We start from the raw sequence: 23,569 nt of genomic DNA, 5'->3' as shown, positions 1-23,569 counted from the left end.
TCAATCTGCCGGCTGTTGTTTAGTCTGCAGAAACGCTGACGCCTTGTATATAAATGTTTACAGAGCTTGTCAGCACGCCCAATGCCCGATCCAATGTATACTTCACTTGGGATTGCACATTATGCGCAACCTCCGATATTTTCGTTCCATAGCTTACGATAATATGCAAGTCGATCTGGACCTTGTTGTCCGCCTGGGTGACAACTATTCCTTTAGAATAGTTTTCCCTGCGAAGAATTTCTGCTATTCCGTCACGTAATTGATGTCTGGAAGCCATACCGACGATGCCGTAGCATTTTTCCGCAGCACTTCCAGCCAATGTCGCGATTACATCCGTCGCAATTGTTATATTCCCATCTTCCGTAGTAAGATGAAAGCTCATAATGGCTCCTCCTAACGCTACTCAAATCTACACTTACTATACTATATAGCAAGTGTATTTGAAAGCGGATTAAAAATAGCCCTTTTTACAATGCCCGATAAAATCTGCACTGTCAAGTAAATTTTCTTGATGTATTTTATTGCATTACGTGCTAAGTTATGATAGATTTATTTAGTGTTACAATTAATCGTCATATTAGGAGGGATAACATGGGACGCAAATGTGTAATCACTGGACGTACTACTCGTTCTGGAAATGCTCGTTCTCATGCCATGAACGCTAATAAACGTACTTGGAAAGCAAACGTTCAAAAAGTTCGCATTCTTGTTGATGGTAAACCTAAAAAAGTTTATGTATCAGCTCGTGCACTTAAAAAAGGTAACATCGAACGCGTATAAATAGCATTTCTAAAATACTTTTATGGAGCATTCGCATGCGACAAAAAAAGCACACCTTTCATGGAAAGGGTGCTTTTTTTTGTGCTAATCTTTCTTGAATGTGCCGATAATGACGCGAACAAAGCCACCGATGAACCTCGGGAGTTTAAAGGTATAAAATTTCATTGGTCCCCTTCCTCCTTTTTCTGAGCAGCCTAACGTTGTAGCTTTTGTACATCCTTGCTCTTTATGATTATTACTATGCCTGTAACAAAAGAATAAGTACCAGTTTGTGCAACAAGCTCATTCGAGATGGACAGCGTCTCCCCCCATTGGATGCCGGCATCTGTTAAAGGATATTTAAATCCGGTCAAGGTTAGACCAGTAACTTGCTCAGAAAATGAAAGAAATGATATATAACGGTAGTTTTGATCTTGTTCAATAGGATATGTACCTGGCCGATGCATCTGTACACTATTTTGTCTATCGACGATGATAGCACGAGAGAAGCTGTCCAGCAGGCGGTAAAGCATTTGAATATTGATCAGCTCGTGATCAAGGCGCCCGCCAGTAACGCCGTAAACAACGACCTCATCCGCTTTTATCTCCTTCGCTTGCCGAATAGCAAGCTCGAAATCTGTTTCATCTTTCTCAGGAGGATAGACATTTACTTCGTCAGCGTATTGCTTGATTATCTCTAGCTCCTCTTCTGATACCGAATCGAAATCACCAACAGCAAAATTCATTCGAATACCAGCAGATGCCAGTGCTAATGCACCGGCATCTGCTCCAATCCATATTGTATGCGCAGCTGGATTCAGGTCAGGCAGGTTTCCCGAACCGCCGACAATACCAATACTAAGCTTGGCGCTCATGTTTTACTCAGCCGCTTCCCGAATTGCTGCAATCGCTGCTGCTCTGTCTTCCTTGCCATAAACAGCACTGCCAGCAACTAAAACATCCGCTCCTGCATCTGTACATAATTTTGCTGTTTCTGCGTTCACACCGCCGTCAATCTCAATTTCAAAATCAAGTTCCAAAGCTGCGCGAAGACGGGAAAGCTCCTCCACTTTCTTCAATACAGACGAAATGAACTTCTGCCCTCCAAAGCCTGGATTAACTGTCATCAACAGAACCATATCTAATTCTGGAAGTATTTCTTCAATCAAACTGACAGGTGTTGCAGGGTTTAAGACCACACCTGCTTTCACGCCTTGTTCTTTGATTAACATAATCGTGCGGTGAAGGTGAATACAAGCTTCTTGATGTACAGTAATAATATCCGCGCCTGCTTTAGCGAATGTTTCAATATAGCTGTCTGGATTTTCAATCATCAGGTGAACATCAAGAGGCAGCTTTGTTACCGGCCGTATCGCTTCAACAATCAGCGGCCCAATCGTAATGTTCGGTACAAAATGACCATCCATCACATCGACATGGATATAATCTGCTCCGCCTTGTTCCACATCTTTAATTTCATTTCCTAAACTTGCAAAATCAGCTGAAAGAATTGATGGTGCGATTTTTGTCATCGTTAATACCTCGGCTTTCTTGACTTGATTTCTTCTAAGAATTGTAAATAATGCGTATAGCGGTATTCTGGTATCTCCCCATCTTCTACCGCTTGCTTCACTGCACATTTCGGTTCTCGGTGATGCATACAGCCACGAAACTTACAGCCTTCTTCTCGTTCTCTGAATTCCGGAAAACAAGAAGGAAGCTCTTCAGATTCAATCTCGGTAAATTCAAGTGAACTAAATCCAGGTGTGTCAGCGACTAGTCCGCCGCCGATTGGGATAAGCTCCACATGCCTCGTCGTATGACGACCGCGGCCCAGACTTTCGGAAATCTCTTTGGTTTCCAATTCCAAGCGCGGATCAATTGCATTCAGCATGGACGATTTTCCGACACCAGATTGTCCGGCAATGACTGATATTTTGTCTTTCATATGATGTTTTACTTGCTCCAGATTCGTCTCTTCTTTTGAAGATAACATTTCCACAGGATAGCCGATCTTTTCATAATCCTGCTTGTAAGCCTCTATCTTCGCAAGCTCGTCTTCTGACAGCATGTCAATCTTTGTAATAAAGATAACCGGGTCAATGTGCTTGGATTCCACCAATACAAGAAAACGGTCCAGCAATACGGTACTGAAATCAGGCTGTGCAGCAGAAGTCACGATAATTGCTTGATCAATATTGGCAATTGGAGGCCTGACAAGTTCATTCTTGCGCGGTCGGACATCATGCACATAGCCTTCCAGTTTCGTTTCTGCTTCGAATTCTACTTCATCTCCAACTAAAGGTGTGATTTTCTGTTTACGGAAAACGCCTCTGCCGCGGCATTGGTAGGTTTCTCCGTCTGCTGTAAGCACATAATAAAAACCGCTCAGTGCTTTCATAATCTTTCCTGCTGGCATCTATTCACCTTCCCTGTCTTCATACGGTACCGTTTCTTCTAAATATACTTCATCATCACGCATTACGCGGTACTCCGCTTCTCCGCCTGCCGGAATACTTAAGCGAAGTGTTACCTCTTCGTCTGCCGTGATGGAGCGCTCGTCATAAAGCTCCGTTATATCGTGATCAGCATCCCCGACATAAATCTGCAGTTTCTGCGGAACCGGGTCCTGTGCTTGATCAGTTGGTTCACCTGCTTCATCCGTTTGCGTTCCTTCTCCTTCTTCTGGTTCGGGCGGCTCGTATGGAACAGTAAATGTCACAGTATGCGTAGCTGGCGGAAGGTTTTCCGGTCCAGTGGAAATATATACATCTACACTGCCATTTTCTTCGACAGATTCTCCCTCTTCCGGATCATGGCGGATGACAATTCCCTCTTCGACTTCATCAGAAGGCTGCTCAATAAAGCTGCCATTCAAATTGTTCTTGTTCAGATAGGATTGTGCCTCATCTTCTGTCATACCCGAAAGATCTGTCAGCGTGACAGCTTCCGGCCCTTTGCTCACTTCAAAAATGACGGTTGTGTCCTCTGGCACTACCCCTGTACCGGCTTGCGGCTGAATCTGCGAGATGATGGTTCCTTCTGGTTCATCTGAGAATTCCTCATAGGAGCGGACATTTTTGTAACCTTTATCTTCTAACAATTTTTCCACTTGAGAAAATGACTTTCCCTCGTAATCTGGGAAATCTTCTTTTTCCTTCCCGATACTTGTGTAAACGGTGACCTTTGATCCCTCTTTAATCTTGTTTCCCGCAGTAGGATCAGTCTTCACCACATTCCCTTCATCAATTGTATCTGATGCTGTTACTTCTCGCTTCACACGCAAATCCAAATCTGATAGCCTGTCTACAGCATCTGCGTAAGGCTGGTCTGTTACATCAACCATGGTAACTTCCTTTGGCGTCATCGCGTAGACCACGCCAACTCCTACTGCAGCTAGTGCTAACAAGATCACAATCACCCAAAGAAAAACTTTCCGGCGTTTCTTTTTCTTCTTCGGCTTTTGTTCTTCTGTTTGCTTCGGCGGATTGGTATTTCCGTTATGAACAATCGTATCTGCTAAGGATGCTTTGTTCAAATCACTTTCGGTAATAATCGGAATTGCTTTTGTTGTATCACCGTCTTCTTTTGGCGGCTCAAAACGAATTTCGTCAGCCCGGCTCGGCTCTAAGCAAGTCTCCAAATCCGACTCCATATCATACGTGCTCATATAGCGATAAAATGGATCTTTTGTTGTTGACTTCAGTACAATGTTCTCGACGCTTTGCGGAATATCTCCAGCCCAGCGTCTGACAGATGGCGTGTCATTTTGCAGATGCTTCAAGGCAATACTCACTGCAGATTCACCTGAAAAAGGCAAACGACCAGTCAGCAGTTCAAACATCACAATCCCAAGTGAATAAATATCTGATTTCTTCGTGGCTATGCCGCCTCTAGCTTGTTCCGGCGACAAATAATGCACAGACCCTAGCATTGCATTTGTTTGTGTTAAAGAAGTTGCACTTAGCGCGGTCGCAATGCCGAAATCAGTTACTTTCACTTTTCCGTAATTGTCAATCAAGATATTTTGAGGCTTTATGTCCCGATGGACGATCCCGTTAGCATGGGCGTGTGAGATAGCAGAGGTAACCTGTTTCATAATATCAACCGTATCAGGTACCACAACAGGCCCATGCGCCTGTATGTATTGCTTCAGCGTCATACCGCTGACGTACTCCATGACCATATAGTAAATGCCATCCTCGTCACCAACATCATATATGGTAACGATGTTTTGATGAGACAGGCTCGTTGCTGCGTGTGCTTCCCGATGAAACCTGGCAATAAACTCATCATCATTTGCGTATTCCAGCTTTAAGACTTTTATGGCTACTTCGCGGTCCAAAATAATATCCTGGCCCAGGTAGACATTCGCCATACCGCCACCGCCGATCAGGCGGTCAATCTCATACCGCTCATTCAGCGTACGTCCTTCCAGCATGCTATGCCCCCTCTCGGACTGGTGCATCCGCCAAGTCGGCAATTATTAAGGAGATATTATCCTCCCCGCCGCGATCATTAGCGACAGACACAAGCTGAGAAGCGATTTTCTCCATATCTTCTTCCGATGTGAGGTATTGCAATAACTCCTGTTTGTCCAGTTTATTTGATAAACCATCCGAGCATAGCAGCAGACGATCACCTGCATCCCACGTAATGGAAAGCACATCCATCTCTACATTCTGATCCGTACCAAGTGCACGAAGCAGGACATTTTTCCGCGGATGGTTTTCTGCGTCTTGTTCGGTAATTTGTCCAGATCGGACGAGCTCATTAACAAGAGAGTGATCCTCCGTCACTTGCTTGAATCCTTCTTCATTCAGCAAATAGCAGCGACTATCTCCAATATGTGCAATCGTAACGAAATGATCTGTGCACAGGGCGGCAACAATTGTTGTACCCATCCCACTCAACTCTTCGTTTTGACGGGATTCTTCATAGACATGTAAATTAATTTCTTTGATGGCTTGCTGAATCGCTTCTTCTGCTTCCTTTGGAGATTCAAACGCACTTGCGCCCGTAAACCACTGTCGTAAATGTGATATAGCCAGCTCACTGGCAACATCGCCTGCTTTATGCCCGCCCATACCATCGGCAATGACAGCTAAATGCTGCGCATGGGCATTCGAGAATACGCCGCCCGCATCTTCGTTATGACTTCTGATTTGACCTCGGTCGGTAATGAAATAACCTCTCACGCTACTCACCTCATCTATATGCAGTCTGTTTGCTGCTCCAAATTTATCCTACCACATTTTTCACGCTTTTCTAACAAGACGTACAAGGAAAAAGCCATCTGTATCAAAATCTTGCGGGAATATTTGTAAGCCATTTGAACTTAGACCAGGCGCATCTTGTACCACTGCCGGCAATTCTTGCTGAAAGGCCGAATCAACCTCATAGTTTGGATGCTCGGCAAGGAAGGTTTGTACCACTTGCTCGTTTTCAGCTTTGTCAACTGTACACGTACTATAAACAAGTTTTCCTCCAACTTTTAAAAGCGGCGCCACGTCATGCAGCAGTTCAGCCTGGATAGAAGCAAGTGACAAGACATCTTGCTCTGATTTGTGATATTTGATATCCGGTTTTCCGCGTAACACACCAAGACCAGAACAAGGAGCATCAAGCAAGATACGGTCAAAGGTCTCTGGTGCATGTGTCTCTTGCAAATGACGAGCATCAGCTTGATTTGCTTCAATGATGGTAAGCTTCAGTTTTTCGGCTTTCTGACTCACCTGCTTCGCTTTCTTCGCATGCAGATCATAAGCAAGAAGCTTTCCTTCGTTTTCCATCGTTTCAGCAATATGCGTCGTTTTACCGCCAGGTGCGCTGCAAGCATCCAACACCATCATCCCAGGTGCAGCATCAACCATTTGACCAGCGAGCATACTTGTTTGATCTTGTATCGTTACTTGGTTAGACAAAAACAGATCGCTTTTCAGGATATTTCCTTTTTCGATTATAATTCCTTGTGGATTAATAGCCGACGCACGCACTGTAAAGCCTTGTGACGTTAACTCCTCCATGGCAGCCTCACGTGTTGTCAGCATCGGCTGCACACGGACGCTTATTGGCTTTTCTACTTGATTGACTGCACACATTTCCCGCGCTGTTTTCTCGCCATACTGAGAAATCCAACGTTCCACAAGCCATTTCGGATGGCTTGTCTCCAAAGAAATCCGCTCAGCAGAATCTTGTATCGTATCTAGATTCGGGAATCCTTTTCGCTGCACATTGCGCAGAACAGCATTAACAAGCGAGGCAATGCCTTTATGCCCGCGCTGTTTAGCGATTTCTACCGATTCATGGATAACCGCATGGTCAGGCACACGATCTAATATATACATCTGATAAAAGGCAGACAAAAGCAGCCAGCGCGCCCAGTTTTCTAATTTCTTGTTAACAAATTGGCGCAGAAAGTATTCCAGCGTCAATTTATAAGACAAAGTTCCATATACGATTTCGGTTAACAGCGCTGTATCCCGGCTGTCAAAACCTTTCGTTTGAATTGTCTTATCAAGCAGCAGGTGGCTGTACCCTCCTTGATCTCCGATGCGAGAAAGCAGGGTGACTGCCGTATCACGTAATTCATACTTCTTCATTCTGGCCCAACCTTTCTCCAGCTTGCATTTCTTTACCTACACCGCGCAGGAAATCTGCTGCTGTCATTTGTTTCTTTCCTGCTGGCTGTACTTGTGTTAATTTAACAGCCGTGTTCTCCGCACAGATGACAACAATACCATCTTGTTCACAAGCTGCGATTTGCCCAGGTTCCCCTTCGTACTTCTGCTCAAGCAATTCACTCCACCAAATTTTAAAAGGCTTGTCTTGGTACGTCGTAAATGCTACCGGCCAAGGGTGCATACCGCGAATATGATTGAAAACCTCCCAGTTCGAACGATTCCAATCAATTACTTCCTGCTCTCGCTTGATTGTTGGCGCAAAGGTAACTTGAGTTTCGTCCTGCTGAATCGGTTTTACTGAATTGGCGAAGATGTCGGGCAGAATAGCATGCACCATCTCTGCTCCTAATACAGCTAATTTGTCATGCATCGTGCCGACGTGATCTTCCATTGTAATTGGAACAGATCGTTGAAGCAGCATGTCCCCTGCATCCAATTTCTCTACCATATACATAATTGTCACGCCAGTCTCTGCTTTTCCTTGCTGAATAGCATAGTGAATCGGCGCTCCGCCGCGCAGTTCTGGCAATAGTGATGCGTGCACATTGATACAGCCATATTTCGGATAATCAAGCAGCTCTTTTGGCAAAATCTGTCCAAACGCAGCTGTCACTATTAAATCCGGCTTGTAGGAGAAAATTTCTTCATAGCTTTCTTTAATTTTTTCCGGCTGGTAAACTGGAATACCGTGCTTTAATGCTTCCTCTTTAACAGGGGAACTTGTTAGTACTCTTTTGCGGCCTTTCGGACGGTCTGGCTGTGTGACAACCAAGACTACCTCGCAATCCTCCTCTGTCAGTTGTTTTAGTGATGGTACAGCGAAATCTGGTGTACCCATGAATACTATGCGTTTCATTTAAAAATAGCTCCTTTCTTACATGAGCGAATACGGCTGTAAATCAACATGTATTTGCAAATCTTCTTTTTTCCGTGCATCTTCGTAATAATGGAGAATTCTCCGGATTACATCACGAAGGTTCGGTTCGTTTTTGTATTTTATCATGCACTGGAAGCGATATCTATCTTTGATTCGCGCCAGTGGAGAGGGAGTAGGCCCTAATATTCTTACTTGGTCAGATAAATGCTTCTGCAGCAGCTGGACGATTGTCTGTGTTGTCTGCATAGCTTTCACCTGGTTTTGATGGCTGATTGTCAGCAGTGCCAAGTAATAATAAGGCGGATATTGAAACACCCTGCGCGTTTGCATTTCCGTCTGGAAAAACGGCCGGTAATCACCTGAAGCTGCAAGCTCCACACTGTAATGCTCTGGTGAGTATGTCTGAATAATTACTTCTCCTGGAAGCGTATGCCTGCCAGCACGTCCGCTTACCTGGGTGAGCAGCTGGAACGTTTTCTCCGCAGCACGAAAATCAGGCAAATGCAGCATGGAATCAGCCGCTAAAACACCAACTAGTGTTACGCGTTCAAAATCCAAGCCTTTTGCAATCATTTGGGTACCGAGCAAAATATCAGCTTCTCCTCTGCCGAATGCACCGAGCAGTTTTTCGTGGGAGCCCTTCCTTCTTGTCGTATCCACGTCCATTCGGATGACACGCGCTTCCGGCAAAAGCTGTGTTAACGTTTCTTCGACTTTTTGGGTCCCTGTACCAAAATAGCGAATTGTATCACTTTCGCAGGATGGACAAAAATGGGGAACAGGTTCTTCATAACCGCAATAATGGCACTTCAGCTGCTCACTGCTTCGATGATATGTTAGCGTAATATCGCAGTGCGGACATTCAACTGTATGACCGCAATCGCGGCACATAACAAAGGTGCTGTAACCGCGTCGGTTTAAAAACAGCACTGTTTGTTCCTTTTTACGAATTCGTTCTTTCATTTGATCCAGCAGTTCGCGAGAAAAGATGGACCTGTTTCCTGCATGCAATTCATCGCGCATGTCGATGATTTGATAATCCGGCATACTTGCATCGTTTACCCGCTCAGGAAGTTCGAGCATTTGGTAGACGCCTTTTTCTGCTCTGGCATAAGACTCAAGCGAAGGTGTTGCACTTCCAAGAACGATAGGTGCGTGATGATACTTGCCGCGGAAAATGGCAATATCTCGAGCATGATATTTAGGATGATCTTCTTGCTTGTAACTCGTTTCATGCTCTTCATCAATTATAATAATGCCCAAATTCTCAAATGGGGCGAATATTGCCGATCTGGCTCCCACAGCAACTTTCACTGTCTTACGTTGAATCTTACGCCACTCATCATATTTTTCACCTGCTGACAATGCGCTGTGCAGCACGGCAACATCAGAACCAAACCGCCCTTTAAAACGATTCACAGTCTGCGGCGTGAGGGCAATCTCAGGTACAAGTACAATTGCTTCTTGTCCTTTGTCCAGCACTTGCTGAATTGCCTGTAAGTATACTTCCGTTTTGCCGCTTCCGGTAACGCCGTGCAAAAGAAAAACATCATGCTTTTCCGTCGAAATACTTTCTAATATCGGCTGGAGTGCTTGAGCTTGCGAATCAGACAATTCCAATGGCGTTGTTGGCTCTATTTTTCTATCTTCGTACGGGTCGCGCATTATTTCTTTATCATATGCCTGCAGGATATCTGCATCTAGTAGCGGCTTTAGAGTGGAAGCTGTCGTCTGGTAAATTGATAACAGCTGTTTTTGTGCTACCGGCCCAGGCTCTTCAATGAAATGCTCCAATAGTGCCTTTTGCTTCATCGCCCGTGGATTTACCTTGCTGAGTTCCTCTTGCAGCTCATCAACCGTTTTCTTTGTATCAAGCATGCGGACTGTTTTTTTCGTTTCCTTGGAGTTAACTTGATAGCGCAGCTCCACCTGTCCAGCTTTGATAGCTTGCTGCAGAATTGCAAAAGAGACCCCGCTTTGCTCAAATTGTTCAAATAAAGCTGTGTTATCTTTTGAAAATACCGACTGCAGCTCGACTGGTATGTCTCCAGTCTTAACCAGTATTTTTTTATATGTCGCCTTCATCGCCTGCGGCAGCATCGCTTGCAGGGCAGTAATGTGAAAGCTCAATGTTCTCTCGCCCATCCATACACCTAAATCAAGCAATTCCGGAGTCAGTGCTGGTAGTAAATCCATCGTTTCCTGTATTTCCTTTAGCTTGTCCACTTCGGTACTATTACTGATTTGCAAAACAAATCCCATAATACGGCGGTTGCCGAATGGAACAATCACACGCATCCCCGGCTGCAGGACATCCATCAGCTTTGCTGGAATCAGATAATCATAGACACGATCGGTCTGACTAGCCGGGACGTCCACGACAACCTTCGCGATATTCATACTTCATCTGCCTCCATGTCGGCCAAAATTTCGTTTAGAATTTGATGAGCAATTTGCTGTTTTGTATTGGAAGGAAAATGCTGTTGCTTACCTTCCTTGTTGAGATACGTTACTTCATTGGTATCTGATTGGAATCCAGCTCCGTCTTTTCCTACTGTATTCACACAAATTGCGTCCAAGTGCTTTCGCTCCAGTTTTCCAAGACCATACGTAATTGCATCCTCTGTCTCTGCGGCAAACCCGACAAGGAACTGATGCTGTTTCCGCTGTCCAAGTGTTAACAAAATGTCTGTTGTCCGTTCCATCTCTATAACCAGATTACCAGCTTGCTTTTTCATTTTCTTGTCTGAAGTCTGAACGGGACGATAATCCGCTACCGCTGCCGATTTGATAACAATATCCTGCTCATCATAAACAGACAGCACTGCCTGCAGCATATCATCAGCACTGACAACATCTACTTTTTTCACACCGGCAGGCGCTGTCAGCTGTGTCGGACCACTTACTAACGTTACGGCAGCACCTCGTTTGGCGGCAGCTTCCGCTATGCTATAGCCCATCTTACCGGACGAATGATTGGTAAAGAAACGAACGGGATCGACCGTCTCCTGTGTCGGACCGGCAGTCACCAACACACGCTTTCCAGCAAGGTCTTGCGCTTGTTCTGCTTGTTCTGCTTGTTCTTCTAAGATTCGTATAATTGATTCCGGCTCTTCTAATCGTCCTTTTCCAACATATCCGCATGCCAAATAGCCAGCTTCTGGCTCAATAAAGCGATATCCCCATGCATCGAGCTGCTGCATATTACGAATCACAGCAGGATGGGCATACATATGTACATTCATGGCTGGTGCAATATAAACTGGTGCCTCTGTTGCAAGTAATGTTGTGGTGAGCATCTCATCTGCAATCCCACCGGCAATTTTGCCGATCAAATTGGCCGTAGCCGGTGCAAGCAAGAACAAATCTGCTTTGTCTGCTAAATCAATGTGAGCGATCTTTTCCGGATGCTTTTCGTCAAATGTATCTGTATAAACAGGGTTGCGGGATAATGCCTGGAATGTGAGCGGCGACACAAATTCTGCTGCGTGCTGTGTCATAATAACGTGAACATCGGCACCTTTTTGTGTTAATTTGCTTGTCAGCGCACATGCTTTATAAGCCGCGATTCCGCCGGAAACCCCTAGACAAATCGTCTTGCCAGCTAAATTCATTACGTTTTCCCCTCCTGATTACAATAAGAAAGAAACCCCCGCTTGGTCTTCACCAACGCGAGGGCATCTCAATCGGATGCGCCTGGCATCCTCACCGTTTATTCTTCTGTGAATTCCAATAGATCAGCTTGAATCTCTTCAAGTGCGATACCAACGGTTTTATGCGATTTCGGATTCGCAATCTTCGTCGTTTTCGTTACCTGCATCTGACGGGCACGCTGTGATGATAACGTAACCAGTGTGTATTTAGAGTTGATTTTTTCCTGCAATTTGTCAATAGACGGTTCTAACATCATATTAGTTTACCTCCAATGCTTTCTTGTATTCTTTGGCAACACGCTCTCGCTTGCAATGCTCGCCTTGCACGATTGATTGAATCTTTGAAACAGCATGATCAAGCTGGTCATTCACAACCACGTAATCATATGCATCCATCATCTCAATTTCGTCGCGGGCTGCATTCAAACGGTTTTTCACCAAATCTGGCGTCTCCGTGCCGCGGCCAACGATACGATTTTTTAATTCCTCCAGGCTTGGCGGGATAAGGAAAATGAAAACACCTTGCGGGAAGTTCTCTTTCACTTGCAATGCTCCCTGTACTTCAATCTCCAAGAAGACATCATGACCCGCTTCTAACGTTTCTTCTACATAATCACGCGGTGTGCCATAATAATTGTCGACATAGCTCGCGTATTCCAAAAGCTTATTCTGCGTAATCAAACGCTCGAATTCTTCCTTTGATTTATAGAAATAGTCTACTCCATCTTGTTCTCCCGGACGCATATTACGAGTCGTCATGCTGATCGAGTAACGCAAATGTGTATCCTGTTCAAATAATGCCTTTCTTACCGTCCCTTTACCGACACCTGATGGGCCGGACAGGATGAAAAGAATTCCTTTCTGTTCAATCATGTGCTTCCTCCTAGCTATTCCTCAGATAGTTCATCGTCACGCAGGACACGCTGTCCTACTGTTTCCGGCTGTACTGCTGAAAGAATGACGTGATCACTATCCGTGATGATGACAGCTCTTGTGCGCCTTCCGTAAGTAGCATCCACCAGTTTGTTTGCATCACGGGCAACCGTAATGATTCGTTTGATGGGAGCCGATTCAGGAGAAACTATAGAGATTATTCTGGTTGCGGAAACGACATTCCCGAAACCGATGTTAATCAATCGTAAGCTCATCTTGCTTCTCCCCCTTGCTGTACTGCTCTGTTGAACGGCTTTCAAAAATTTCGATAATGTATGTAAACCGCTCTGCATAAAAAAGGATTTATCATCATTATACCTTTATCATCAAATAAACTATATCTTATACATTATAATTATACTTAATAATAAACTCAACACTATTCTATATTTTGCACTTGCTCTTTTATTTTCTCCAGCTCCGATTTCATGCTCACAACAATCACACTAATGGAAGCATCTGTTGACTTTGAACCAATGGTGTTGGCTTCCCGCTGCATTTCTTGCAAAATGAAATCACACGTTCTTCCAATCGGACCTTCTTTATCGAGATTATTGTGCAGCTGTTCTACATGACTTTCTAACCGGATAATTTCTTCCGTAATGTCACCTTTTTCAGCTAATAAGGCTATTTCCTGATACAAGCGGCTGTTTTCCGGCAGCCCGCCGTCTACATAATGATTGATCCGCTCTTCCACCCGGTTTTTATAGGCCAGCATTACTTGCGGCCGCAACGCCTTAAGCTCCTGCAGCATCGACTGTAATCCGACGATTCGGTTTCGGATATCTTTCGCGAGTGCTGCTCCTTCAGCTGACCGCATCTCGATAAACAATTGCAACGCACCTTGCACCGCCTCGGTGACCAAGTCAGGCAGTTCTGTAAGCTCCGGCTGTTTTTCTTCCAGCAAGATGTCGGATGATTGCGCCAGAAGTGTATCAATGGTAATGTCCCCGCGCATTCCAAAAGCATTGCGTATTGCTTTCAGCTTATCCATATATGTCTCGGCTAATTCCCAGTCAATAGAGATTTCCCTGTTACGCAGTCCTTCCCCATCGATATCTACTGTAAGTTCAAGCTTTCCTCTGCTAACAACCTGCTGCAGCTGGTCTTTAAGACTATGTTCCAAGGAGGCAGCCATTTTTGGAAGCTTATATTTAATGTCTAAGTATCTGGAATTGACACTCTTTACTTCTGCTGTGACGGTAAGGCTGTTCCCTGAAGCTGTACTTCTGCCATAACCTGTCATACTTTTTGTCAAGAAAACCCCTCCGGTTTCGTGGTATTTATAGTTTATCAAATGTGAGGGTGTTTGTCGTGTTTGAGAGCTGGGAGGGGAGAGAAGGTATGTAATAATTTGGCTGGCAAGTATGAAAACAGAAATGATAAATACACTCTAATACACCCGATTATAAATCATATGTAAGTTGATTTTTGGAGAAGTAGACAATTATCTTTCCTACTTCATTCCGTATTAAAGTTTAGCTGAACATTAACATAATTTGATACTAACTCAGGTGAAAATGTGATACTGATGCAGCCATCTTCCATTAGATTCTTCACAACAAAATCATATAAGTATCGATCACTCTTTATTTATAATACTCTTCTTGAAGCATACCCATAAAGATTTCATCAGAGTATGTACCGTTCATAAATAGGGATTGCCTTAACACTCCTTCTTTTTTAAACCCCGCTTTTTTATACGCTTTTATACCTCGAGTGTTATGTGAGAATACTTCTAATTCCAAACGATTAAGTTTAAGTTCTTCGAAAGTGAATTTTTGTGCAAGCTTAGTTGCTTCAGTACCATAACCTTTATTTATAATACTTTTATTATGTAACGATATTCTAAAACCTGCTTTTCGATTGACTTTATCTACATCTAGTATAGCCAAATCACCTATTACCTCATTTTTACTTAATAAACATATGGCAAAATCATAACGCGTAGGGTCTTCGCTAAATTGTTTATAACTTTTGATGATTTCATCCAATGTAAACGTTTTTCGAGTCCCAGTCATAAAAAGAAACTCTTCATCCTGACATGATTTATAGATACTTTCTAAATCTTCATCTTTAATAGGCCTTAAATACACAGATTTTCCCTTAATCATTGTATTATCTCCCTCTATCCTTTTCAAAGTCCAAGATTTTCATTACACTCTAACGCCCTATCATATTTTCATCCACTATGAAGTTATATCTGCTTACTGAGTAATTGACAGATTACGTTATCGGAACCATTCAAACCATCTACCATGTCCATCGGTTTCTGCAATAGTATTTTGACTCTCAATACCATCTATATAATAATCCATATGTAAAAATCTATCTTGAATGTTATTGTAAACATGGAAGACATTCTATCCTTACCTATTGCTTCGACAGTTTTTAATAGTTGTTTTCTCCTTCCAACTGGTATTTGATTAGCAACATGCGTATGAAATATACAAAGTGCATTATTATCTGGTATATTTTCAGCATATTCTTGCAATAAGTTTATTCCATCTCCTCTATCAGATGGATTGATTTTTCCTTCATAATTTGCAGCTTCTTCAAACATAAATAACCTCTCTTTATGTTCAGGCCATATCAAAGATTTTAGCCATAAGTACTCTTCCTCATTTTTTAAATCTACTATATTTAAGTCTAAACCAATTCTTGTGGAGACTGGCGGAGATGCCGAATGGAGTTTTGGAATATTTTCTCCTTTTATTTCTGATGAGATAGTAAATCTAGACTCTTTTTCTCCATATCTGTGATTATCTCCGCATGAATAAGAGTAATTATTCCAAAAAAGCCGTAACCCTGCGCTCGTGCCAATTTCGACAAGTGCTAATGGTTTTTTTGCTTTCTCGTAAATTGCACAAAATGCCGGATAAAGGTATGCGCACCTTCGTACTTCGTTTGTTTGGACAAGTCTAACTTTAATAATCCACTCAATTTCCATTCGATATTTGATGCAAAACTCTTTAAAATACCCGAATGATTCAGTGTATATTTTCGGTTTATCCACAATGCTTGGTAATACTGATTTAATTGGTGCTCCTTCCCCCTTAGTAAGAGATAGTGTACAGCACCAAATAGAAGATTAGGAACAGGCTGCCCTGCTCGTGCATTACTGCAAATGTTGAGTATATCATCATCTCTTGTAATCTCTCTGGACAAATAGTCGTACAATAAGCTAGAACCTTTACATTCTCTTTCAGCAAACGTCAGGAAAGTCTTCGACAGAATATCACTACTGACCAAGTAACATCACCCCTTGTTAATCATTATTATATTATTCGACATTTTCCATAAAACCCTTTTGGATTGACTATAACTAAATCTCATCCTACCTGATAAAGATTTCTTGTTTACTAAGGTAATCTTTTAAAGCGTCTTCGTGCTGTTTATTAACCAGCGGTGGAATCTTATCAGGTGAAAAGAATCTTAAATCCAATGTTTCATCGTCTTCGATGTTTAATGACCCATCTATAGCCTGTAACTTGAAAAAGAATACAACTGTTTGAGCTTTATCACCACTAGGATACTCATCAAAGTATTTTGTATAGATACCAATTAACTTATCGACTTTAACATCTAATCCAGTCTCTTCTTTTACTTCTCTAATTACAGTCTCTTCTACTGATTCTCCAATATCCATAGCACCACCTGGAAAACCCCATTTCTCCTTATCTTTCCTTTTTTGCAGCAGTATTTCTCCATATTCGTTTTCGATACAACCACCAGCAAAATTTAAAAAGATTCTTTCCTGACCAACTTTTTCTCTAATCCATTTAATATAATCCATACTTTCACCTCTTCCGAATCTATTTAATTATTTAACGCTAAACGTTTTTCCTAATTCAGTTCTTCAGTTAAAAACTTAGAGTTATGATAAGGGTGTCCAATGCTAGAGCAGATACCTTAATAAGCTTTAATTATTAATAAATCATCATATTCTAGTTTAAACTATTCCATGTTTCTGTTTCTTTCTCTTTTTCAATGGGTTGACCAAAAACCTTAATGAGTGTCGGGTGCAATTAAGGTTGTCAGGCTTATTACTTTATGAATGGTGTAAAGTACTCAAAATAAAAATCCGACCTATATCATCATAGCCCGGATCTTCTTAAAAGGAGTAATTATATCTTCTTACTATTTCTTTATAAACCCAAACAGCACGGTCGGCACAGCACTTAATCCTATAATCAACAGCCAGTCTCGAAGCAGGATGTCTGTTGTATGGAAAATCGGCTGCAGTGGTGTGATATAAATAACAGCGAGCAGGAGAATCATCGATATAAGAACGGCACCGATAAGCCAGATGTTGCCGAGCGGATTGCGGGCAAATACTGATTTCTCACTGCGGCAGTCAAAAACGTGAATGAGCTGGGCCATTACGAGCGTTGTGAATGCTGTTGTTTGGGCATAAATAAGATTGTCTGGATCACCTTGGTACATAAGCATGAAAGCAATAATGGTGACCGAGCCGATCAAGATACCACGTGTGACGATTTTTGTGCCAAGTCCGCGGGCAAATATGCCTTCATTCGGATGACGCGGCTTTTGTTTCATTACTTCATCTTCTGCTTTGTCCATTCCTAGAGCAATGGCTGGCAGCCCATCAGTCACCAAGTTCACCCAAAGAATTTGAATTGGGACGAGCGGCATAGGCAAAGCTAAGATCATGGCAAACAGCATGACAAGTATTTCACCGACATTCGAGGCTAGTAAATAACGGACAAACTTACGGATATTCGAATAAATGGTTCTGCCTTCCTTAATTGCTGCTTTAATCGTGGCAAAGTTATCGTCCATTAGCACAAGTCCACTTGCCTCTTTGGCAACATCTGTGCCTGTGATGCCCATGCTGATGCCGATGTCACTTGCTTTGATAGCTGGTGCGTCATTCACACCATCGCCTGTCATGGCAACAATATGCCCCACATGCTGCAATGCTTGTACAATTCGCAGCTTATGTTCCGGTGTCACACGCGCGAAGACATACATGCTATCCACTTCATCACGCAATTCTTCATCTGACATACGATCCAGATCTCTTCCTTCCACTACTTTCCCGCCAGCCGGCAAGATATGGAGCATCTTGGCGATGGCTGCTGCCGTCTTCACATGATCACCAGTGATCATAACTGTCTTGATGCCTGCTTCTCGGCAATCAATGATCGCATCCATCGCTTCTTGACGTGGCGGATCAATCAAACCATTGAGCCCGACGAATGTCATGTTCTGCTCTAATTCTTCTTCTTTTGGTTCATACCCAGCTGGAAATTCACGGATACAAACCGCAATTGTGCGCAATGCTTTCGCTGCCATCTGATCGACGGCCTCGTACAGCACTTTTTTATCTTTCGCAGCAAGCGGCTTCTTATTGGAGTCTACTTCCTCATAAACAGCTTTATCAATTAAAACATCCGGCGCTCCCTTGGTTATGGCGACCAGCTTTCCTTCTGGCGTTCGGATGAGGACGGTCATGCGCTTCCGTTTACTATCGAATGGTACTTCATGCACGACTTCATAATCTGTCAGTTTATCAGCATCCAGACCGGCTTTTTTTCCGGCAACAACGAGCGCACCCTCCGTCGGATCACCGTCAATGAGCCAGCGTTTCTTTTTACGAATCATTTTTGCATGGCTAGCAAGAACACCGTAGCGAAGAAAGCGGATAAGTGCTTTATCCGTTGATTCCTTTTCGTCCCGATAAAATCCACCAGATGGATCGTACCCGCTGCCGGTTACCGTATAGCTGTTTCCACCCAGGAATATTTCTTTTACTGTCATTTGGTTTTCTGTCAGTGTTCCGGTTTTATCGGAACATATAACGGTTGCTGAACCAAGCGTTTCGACCGCTGACAGTCTTCTGACGATGGCTTTTTGTTTGATCATACGCTGCACGCCGAGAGAAAGTGCTACGGTCACGATAGCCGGAAGACCTTCTGGTATAACAGCAACCGCAAGCGACACTCCAGCAAGCAGCATGTCATAAAGCGGATTGCCGCGGTACACCCCAGCAAGTACTGTTAATGCCGTCAAAAGCAAAGCAATAACAATTAGTATCTTACCAAGTTTCTCTAATCTTTTTTCTAGCGGTGTTTGTTTGCGCTTTGTATCAATTAGCAGTTCTGCAATTTGTCCGACAGCTGTGTTCGAGCCGGTACCGATAACAATGCCTGTTCCGTTGCCTCGCGTAACGAGGGAGCTCATAAACGCAATATTCACCTGATCTTGCGGACCAAGCTTTTCTCTGTTCAATGGCTCTGTCATTTTAGCTACGGGCAGTGATTCGCCGGTTAGTGCGGATTCTTCTGTCTCCAGACTCGTTACAGCAATTAAACGCAAGTCAGCAGGCACCCGATCACCTGCTGTCAGGGAGACGATATCTCCCATGACCAGTTCCGCGGAAGGCACCCTGGTCCATTGACCGTCTCGCAGCACACGTGCCAATGGCGCATTTAACTCTTTTAACTTGCTGAGTGATTTCTCGGCATTTCTTTCTTGAAAGAATCCAATCAGCGCATTTAAAAAGACGATGAGCAAAATAGCGATGCTATCGATGTATTCGCCTAATATTCCTGATATAACAGTAGCAGCAAGAAGCACCAGGACCATGAAGTCTTTGAATTGTCCAAGAAATAACGCCAGCTGAGATACGCTTTTCTCTTCTTTCCACTCATTTCTTCCGTCCCGCTTCAGCCGCTGTGTGACTTCTTTTGAAGCCAGGCCTTTCTCTGGATTAGATCCTGTCTTCTTGGCTGTTTCCTCTGCAGAAAATTGATACCATCGCACGTTGCATACCTCCACCTCTTATTTCTAGTGTAAATGTATGCGTGCTTGTCCGATAAAATGCTATACTAGCAGAGAATGAGGTGAAACCATGGCATTTGATGGAATAGTAACAAGAGCGATGGCTAGAGAATTGGATCATACATTATCAACTGGCCGACTATCGAAAATATACCAGCCGACTGATACGGAGATCGTGCTTACTTTCCGCAGTCAAGGGAAGAATCACGCCCTATTATTATCGGCGCACCCTAGTTACGCACGCGTGCACATAACAGATGATACCTACCAAAACCCGCAAAATCCTCCGATGTTCTGTATGTTGCTCCGCAAGCATCTGGCAGGTGGATTTTTAGAGAAAGTAGAGCAATTTGAAAACGAGCGTATCATCCAGCTAACCTTTATTAGTAAAGATGAACTCGGTGACAAAACTTCTAAGCGTATTATTATGGAAGTCATGGGTAAACACAGCAATATTATGCTGGTAGATAATGAAACAGATATGATTATCGACAGCATTAAGCATATCTCCGCAAGTGTGAACCGGCACCGTACGATTCTCCCAGGGCAAACGTACAAGCTGCCGCCAAGTCAGGAGAAGCTGAATCCATTTACACTGGATCCAGCTGACTTTGCTCGCAAGCTCGATTTCAATAGCGGCCGTATGCACAAGCAGATCTTAAACCTGCTGCAAGGTGTATCTCCTGCTTTAGCAGGCGAACTCGCGGAACAAGCTTATATGGGAGATAAGGAAGCTTATGCAGCTGCGTTTTCCGCTTTCATTGATAAAATGAAACAAGACAGCTACGAGCCTACGTACTTCAAAGGCAAAAAAGAGGATTTCTATGTAATGGATTTATCCTCTATTGAAGGGACTCGGGAACATTACGATACGATGAGCTCACTCATCGATGCGTTTTATTCCGGGAAAGCAGAGCGCGACCGCGTGAAACAGCAAGCAGGTGACTTGATTCGTTTCTTGAAAAATGAACGGGAAAAGAATATCCGAAAGCTTACCATTCATGAGAATACGTTAAAAAAATCCGAAGAAGCGGATACGTACCAGCGAAATGGTGAGCTGCTGACAGCACATATGCACCAAATCAAGCAAGGTGATACTGAAGCTGTCGTCACGGATTATTACGATCCAGACCAAAGTCAGGTAAGTATTAAGCTGAATCCAAACAAAACACCTAGCGAAAATGCACAAAGCTATTTCAAGCAATACAATAAATTGAAAAAGTCACGTACGATGGTAGAGCAGGAGCTAGAGAAAACAAATGCGGAAATCGACTATCTAGATCAGCTCGTCCAGCAAGTGGAAGGTGCGCGAGAGCAGGATGTTGAGGAGATTCGTGAGGAACTGCGTGAGCAAGGCTACTTGAAAGCTAAAACACAGCAAAAGAAAAACAAAAAGCCGAACTTGCCAACACCAGAGTCATATACCGCAACAGACGGCACGGCCATTCTGGTCGGACATAACAACAAGCAGAATGAATACTTGACGATGAAGCTTGCGCACAAACAAGATACATGGCTGCATACAAAGGATATTCCGGGATCCCACGTCATCATCCGATCAAGCAAACCTTCTGAAGAAACATTAGAAGAAGCAGCTAAATTAGCAGCTTGGTTCAGTAAGTCCAGACTATCCTCTTCCGTACCAGTAGATTATACGCTTATACGTCATGTCAAAAAGCCAAATGGCGCCAAGCCAGGTTTTGTAACGTATGACCAGCAAAAAACTTTGTACGTGACACCAGAAGAAAGCTTAGTGAAAAAGTTAGCTGTGAAATAAAGCAGTATACTTGCAAGACACACAATTAATAGTGCTTTTGACTATATAAAATCCAAACGATGCGCCGTTTAACAGCCGTGTCGTTTGGATTTTTTGTGTACGAATCTGAGATGTAGACCACCCCACTAAGATCAGATCCCTTTTGACACTATCCGGTGACTAACGGTCCCATTAAAAAATGAGAGCGGGACAAAACCCCAAAAAATGAGAAATTAAAATGAGGCAGGCGTCTCCGAGAATTCGGAGATGCCTGCCTCATCTTTTTATCGTTAATTTACTGTTTATAGAAGCAAAAAAAGGACCCCTCTGATAGAATTAAGTTACGACACAAAACACAAAAGAGGAGGGTCCTTATGTTTAAACATTATACCATGTGTGAAGTCGTTTTACCTCTAGATTTGGAAAGAAAATTACCTGAAAATGATATTGCTTTTACCGTTAACCATTTAGTAGAAAGTATTCCAGACGAAGCTTTTGACGGTTTCCGTCGGGAAACCGGACACCCTGCTTATCACCCTCGCATGATGATGAAGATTATTTTATGTGCCTATACGCAATCCGTTTTCTCGGGCCGTAAAATTGAGTCATTACTTCAAGACAGCGTACGCATGATGTGGCTTGCCCAAGATTATCAGCCCAGCTATCGCACCATCAACCGATTCCGTGTGAACCCTCACGTAAAAGAACTCTTACGCCAGTGCTTTGTCCAATTTCGCAGCCAGCTGGTTCAAGAAAAAGTCATTGAAGAAGAAGCCATTTTTATTGATGGCACCAAAATCGAAGCAAATGCCAACAAGTTTACTTTTGTATGGCGGAAGTCCACTGAGAAATACAGTACGCAATTGGTGGAAAGATCGGCTCAGATGTATGAAGAACTGTTGGAGCAGGAAATTATCCCCGCAATCGAGCTGGAGAACCCCGAAGCCCTATCGGGCGAAGAGTTAACAAAAGTAGCAGAAAAACTGGACGAAAAGGTGCAGGAATACGATCGCCGCATAGAAGCAAGTGATGATACTGCCGAACGCAAGCAGCTTCGTTCCGAACGTAAAGCACCAAAACAGTACCGAAAGCAAGTCAATGATTTCATTAAACGGAAATCAAAATATCAGGTCGACATGGAAATCTTCGGAGACAGAAATAGCTACTCCAAAACTGACCATGGTGCCACTTTTATGCGCATGAAAGATGATTATATGAAAAATGGCCAACTTAAACCTGGGTACAATGTGCAGCTGGCTACTGAAGGTCAATATGCCCTGGCCTATGATGTGTTCCCGAATCCTACGGATACGCGAACTTTCATCCCTTTCCTTGATAAGATTGAACGGGACTTTTTTGAGCTGCCCGACTATATTGTCGCGGATGCCGGATATGGCAGTGAGCAAAATTATGATGATGTGGTAAATAATCGGAAGCGCATCCCTCTCATCACCTATAATCACTACCGAAAAGAAAAGCAAAAGAAATATAAACAAGATCCTTACCAAGTAGCTCACTGGGATTATGATGCCGAAGGCGACTTTTTCACTTGCCCGAATAACCGGAAATTAGCGTTTCGGTACCTATCCGAAAGATGCGACAAATTTGGATTCAAGCGTCATTATCGCGTGTATGAATGTGACGATTGTACTGCTTGTCCCTTACGTGCAGAATGTACGAAAGCGAAAGAAGGAAACAACCGGAAAATCTATTACAACGAAAGATGGGAAAAACAAAAAGCATATACCCAGCAATTACTCAGCGAAAAAGAAACAGGGAAAATTTACGGAAAACGTAAAATAGATGTCGAGCCAGTCTTCGGATTTCTGAAGGCTCATTTGTGTTTCACTCGTTTCTCGGTACGAAGTAAAGAGAAAGTGGAAAACGAATTAGGATTCGCCTTCATGGCGGTGAACATCAGGAAGTTCACCGCCAGATCAGCAAGTATAGTAAGGAATTCAAAAAATATCAGATCAAAAAAGATCTCGGTCACCATTTTCCTGGTGACCGAGATCTTTTTTGTGTCAGAGAGGAGTTATGTCCCGCTCTCATTCAAAAAACGATGTACTTTTGATTAAACTGTTCATTTATGGGACTCTTT

At 43.3% G+C, this 23,569-nt stretch carries 21 protein-coding genes and 1 pseudogene; 3 read left to right on the top strand and 19 right to left on the bottom strand.

What is annotated here, in order from left to right; all coding sequences use genetic code 11:
- Positions 1-19: 19 nt before the first annotated feature.
- Positions 20-382 carry an Asp23/Gls24 family envelope stress response protein gene (locus KS242_RS07790; protein ID WP_077309665.1) on the bottom strand — a complete coding sequence of 121 codons (363 nt, stop codon included), beginning with the start codon at positions 380-382 and terminating at the stop codon, positions 20-22.
- 209 nt (positions 383-591) lie between these two features.
- Between KS242_RS07790 and rpmB the strand changes: the two genes are divergently transcribed.
- Positions 592-780 carry a 50S ribosomal protein L28 gene (rpmB, locus tag KS242_RS07785; protein WP_038560076.1) on the top strand — a complete coding sequence of 63 codons (189 nt, stop codon included), beginning with the start codon at positions 592-594 and terminating at the stop codon, positions 778-780.
- An 84-nt stretch (positions 781-864) separates the two neighbouring features.
- Here the strand turns inward: rpmB and spoVM are convergent, their stop codons facing one another.
- From spoVM to KS242_RS07695, 18 genes and pseudogenes are all read right to left on the bottom strand, one after another.
- Positions 865-945: a stage V sporulation protein SpoVM gene (gene spoVM, locus KS242_RS07780; protein WP_077309667.1), complete on the bottom strand. Its 81-nt coding sequence runs from the start codon at positions 943-945 to the stop codon at positions 865-867.
- Positions 946-974: 29 nt separating this feature from the next.
- Positions 975-1,634, bottom strand: a complete 660-nt coding sequence (locus KS242_RS07775; protein ID WP_217323804.1) for a thiamine diphosphokinase — start codon at positions 1,632-1,634, stop codon at positions 975-977.
- A gap of 3 nt (positions 1,635-1,637) precedes the next feature.
- Positions 1,638-2,291, bottom strand: a complete 654-nt coding sequence (rpe, locus tag KS242_RS07770; RefSeq protein WP_217323803.1) for a ribulose-phosphate 3-epimerase — start codon at positions 2,289-2,291, stop codon at positions 1,638-1,640.
- Positions 2,292-2,293: 2 nt separating this feature from the next.
- Positions 2,294-3,178: a ribosome small subunit-dependent GTPase A gene (gene rsgA, locus KS242_RS07765; protein WP_217323802.1), complete on the bottom strand. Its 885-nt coding sequence runs from the start codon at positions 3,176-3,178 to the stop codon at positions 2,294-2,296.
- Positions 3,179-5,200, bottom strand: a complete 2,022-nt coding sequence (gene pknB / locus KS242_RS07760) for a Stk1 family PASTA domain-containing Ser/Thr kinase (protein ID WP_217323801.1) — start codon at positions 5,198-5,200, stop codon at positions 3,179-3,181.
- A gap of 1 nt (position 5,201) precedes the next feature.
- Entirely contained in the window at positions 5,202-5,957 is a 756-nt protein-coding gene (locus KS242_RS07755) for a Stp1/IreP family PP2C-type Ser/Thr phosphatase (RefSeq protein ID WP_217323800.1), read from the bottom strand.
- 60 nt (positions 5,958-6,017) lie between these two features.
- Complete coding sequence (rsmB, locus tag KS242_RS07750; protein WP_217323799.1) at positions 6,018-7,361, bottom strand: 16S rRNA (cytosine(967)-C(5))-methyltransferase RsmB; 1,344 nt, start codon at positions 7,359-7,361, stop codon at positions 6,018-6,020.
- Complete coding sequence (gene fmt, locus KS242_RS07745; RefSeq protein ID WP_217323798.1) at positions 7,348-8,298, bottom strand: methionyl-tRNA formyltransferase; 951 nt, start codon at positions 8,296-8,298, stop codon at positions 7,348-7,350. Before fmt ends, rsmB begins: the two co-directional genes overlap by 14 nt.
- A gap of 18 nt (positions 8,299-8,316) precedes the next feature.
- Positions 8,317-10,719 carry a primosomal protein N' gene (gene priA / locus KS242_RS07740; protein ID WP_217323797.1) on the bottom strand — a complete coding sequence of 801 codons (2,403 nt, stop codon included), beginning with the start codon at positions 10,717-10,719 and terminating at the stop codon, positions 8,317-8,319.
- Complete coding sequence (coaBC, locus tag KS242_RS07735; protein WP_217323796.1) at positions 10,716-11,933, bottom strand: bifunctional phosphopantothenoylcysteine decarboxylase/phosphopantothenate--cysteine ligase CoaBC; 1,218 nt, start codon at positions 11,931-11,933, stop codon at positions 10,716-10,718. Before coaBC ends, priA begins: the two co-directional genes overlap by 4 nt.
- A 98-nt stretch (positions 11,934-12,031) precedes the next feature.
- The gene (gene rpoZ / locus KS242_RS07730) at positions 12,032-12,229 is read right to left on the bottom strand and encodes a DNA-directed RNA polymerase subunit omega (RefSeq protein ID WP_371747610.1); all 198 of its coding nucleotides are present in this window, start codon (positions 12,227-12,229) and stop codon (positions 12,032-12,034) included.
- A 1-nt stretch (position 12,230) separates the two neighbouring features.
- Complete coding sequence (gmk, locus tag KS242_RS07725; RefSeq protein WP_097040342.1) at positions 12,231-12,845, bottom strand: guanylate kinase; 615 nt, start codon at positions 12,843-12,845, stop codon at positions 12,231-12,233.
- Between the two features lie 14 nt (positions 12,846-12,859).
- The gene (gene remA, locus KS242_RS07720; RefSeq protein WP_038560050.1) at positions 12,860-13,120 is read right to left on the bottom strand and encodes an extracellular matrix/biofilm regulator RemA; all 261 of its coding nucleotides are present in this window, start codon (positions 13,118-13,120) and stop codon (positions 12,860-12,862) included.
- 164 nt (positions 13,121-13,284) lie between these two features.
- On the bottom strand, positions 13,285-14,163 hold the full coding sequence (locus tag KS242_RS07715; protein ID WP_217323795.1) for a YicC/YloC family endoribonuclease: 879 nt from the start codon (positions 14,161-14,163) through the stop codon (positions 13,285-13,287).
- A 331-nt stretch (positions 14,164-14,494) separates the two neighbouring features.
- Positions 14,495-15,019 carry a GNAT family N-acetyltransferase gene (locus KS242_RS07710; RefSeq protein ID WP_217323794.1) on the bottom strand — a complete coding sequence of 175 codons (525 nt, stop codon included), beginning with the start codon at positions 15,017-15,019 and terminating at the stop codon, positions 14,495-14,497.
- Between the two features lie 188 nt (positions 15,020-15,207).
- Positions 15,208-16,073, bottom strand: a pseudogene (locus KS242_RS07705) (DUF2332 domain-containing protein).
- Positions 16,074-16,242: 169 nt separating this feature from the next.
- The gene (locus KS242_RS07700) at positions 16,243-16,701 is read right to left on the bottom strand and encodes an NUDIX hydrolase (RefSeq protein WP_217323793.1); all 459 of its coding nucleotides are present in this window, start codon (positions 16,699-16,701) and stop codon (positions 16,243-16,245) included.
- A 344-nt stretch (positions 16,702-17,045) separates the two neighbouring features.
- Positions 17,046-19,694, bottom strand: coding sequence for a cation-translocating P-type ATPase (locus KS242_RS07695; RefSeq protein ID WP_217323792.1), 2,649 nt, complete (start codon positions 19,692-19,694; stop codon positions 17,046-17,048).
- A gap of 88 nt (positions 19,695-19,782) precedes the next feature.
- Here KS242_RS07695 and KS242_RS07690 point away from each other — a divergent pair, with 88 nt between their 5' ends.
- Together KS242_RS07690 and KS242_RS07685 are read left to right on the top strand one after the other, a co-directional pair.
- Positions 19,783-21,489 carry an Rqc2 family fibronectin-binding protein gene (locus KS242_RS07690; protein ID WP_217323791.1) on the top strand — a complete coding sequence of 569 codons (1,707 nt, stop codon included), beginning with the start codon at positions 19,783-19,785 and terminating at the stop codon, positions 21,487-21,489.
- A gap of 353 nt (positions 21,490-21,842) precedes the next feature.
- Positions 21,843-23,546, top strand: a complete 1,704-nt coding sequence (locus KS242_RS07685) for an IS1182 family transposase (RefSeq protein ID WP_217323790.1) — start codon at positions 21,843-21,845, stop codon at positions 23,544-23,546.
- Positions 23,547-23,569 lie beyond the last annotated feature (23 nt).

The organism is Terribacillus sp. DMT04 (assembly GCF_019056395.1).
Classification (GTDB): Bacteria; Bacillota; Bacilli; order Bacillales; family Amphibacillaceae; genus Terribacillus; species Terribacillus aidingensis_A.
The sequence above is the reverse complement of the archived record's forward strand: the minus strand, read 5'-3'. Positions and strand labels throughout refer to the sequence as shown.

Coding starts and splice junctions, on each gene's coding strand:
- KS242_RS07790 (WP_077309665.1), bottom strand. CDS start 382: ATGAGCTTTCATCTTACTACGGAAGATGGGAATATAACAATTGCGACG.
- rpmB (WP_038560076.1), top strand. CDS start 592: ATGGGACGCAAATGTGTAATCACTGGACGTACTACTCGTTCTGGAAAT.
- spoVM (WP_077309667.1), bottom strand. CDS start 945: ATGAAATTTTATACCTTTAAACTCCCGAGGTTCATCGGTGGCTTTGTT.
- KS242_RS07775 (WP_217323804.1), bottom strand. CDS start 1,634: ATGAGCGCCAAGCTTAGTATTGGTATTGTCGGCGGTTCGGGAAACCTG.
- rpe (WP_217323803.1), bottom strand. CDS start 2,291: ATGACAAAAATCGCACCATCAATTCTTTCAGCTGATTTTGCAAGTTTA.
- rsgA (WP_217323802.1), bottom strand. CDS start 3,178: ATGCCAGCAGGAAAGATTATGAAAGCACTGAGCGGTTTTTATTATGTG.
- pknB (WP_217323801.1), bottom strand. CDS start 5,200: ATGCTGGAAGGACGTACGCTGAATGAGCGGTATGAGATTGACCGCCTG.
- rsmB (WP_217323799.1), bottom strand. CDS start 7,361: ATGAAGAAGTATGAATTACGTGATACGGCAGTCACCCTGCTTTCTCGC.
- fmt (WP_217323798.1), bottom strand. CDS start 8,298: ATGAAACGCATAGTATTCATGGGTACACCAGATTTCGCTGTACCATCA.
- priA (WP_217323797.1), bottom strand. CDS start 10,719: ATGAATATCGCGAAGGTTGTCGTGGACGTCCCGGCTAGTCAGACCGAT.
- coaBC (WP_217323796.1), bottom strand. CDS start 11,933: ATGAATTTAGCTGGCAAGACGATTTGTCTAGGGGTTTCCGGCGGAATC.
- rpoZ (WP_371747610.1), bottom strand. CDS start 12,229: ATGATGTTAGAACCGTCTATTGACAAATTGCAGGAAAAAATCAACTCT.
- gmk (WP_097040342.1), bottom strand. CDS start 12,845: ATGATTGAACAGAAAGGAATTCTTTTCATCCTGTCCGGCCCATCAGGT.
- remA (WP_038560050.1), bottom strand. CDS start 13,120: ATGAGCTTACGATTGATTAACATCGGTTTCGGGAATGTCGTTTCCGCA.
- KS242_RS07710 (WP_217323794.1), bottom strand. CDS start 15,019: ATGATTAAGGGAAAATCTGTGTATTTAAGGCCTATTAAAGATGAAGAT.
- KS242_RS07700 (WP_217323793.1), bottom strand. CDS start 16,701: ATGGATTATATTAAATGGATTAGAGAAAAAGTTGGTCAGGAAAGAATC.
- KS242_RS07690 (WP_217323791.1), top strand. CDS start 19,783: ATGGCATTTGATGGAATAGTAACAAGAGCGATGGCTAGAGAATTGGAT.
- KS242_RS07685 (WP_217323790.1), top strand. CDS start 21,843: ATGTTTAAACATTATACCATGTGTGAAGTCGTTTTACCTCTAGATTTG.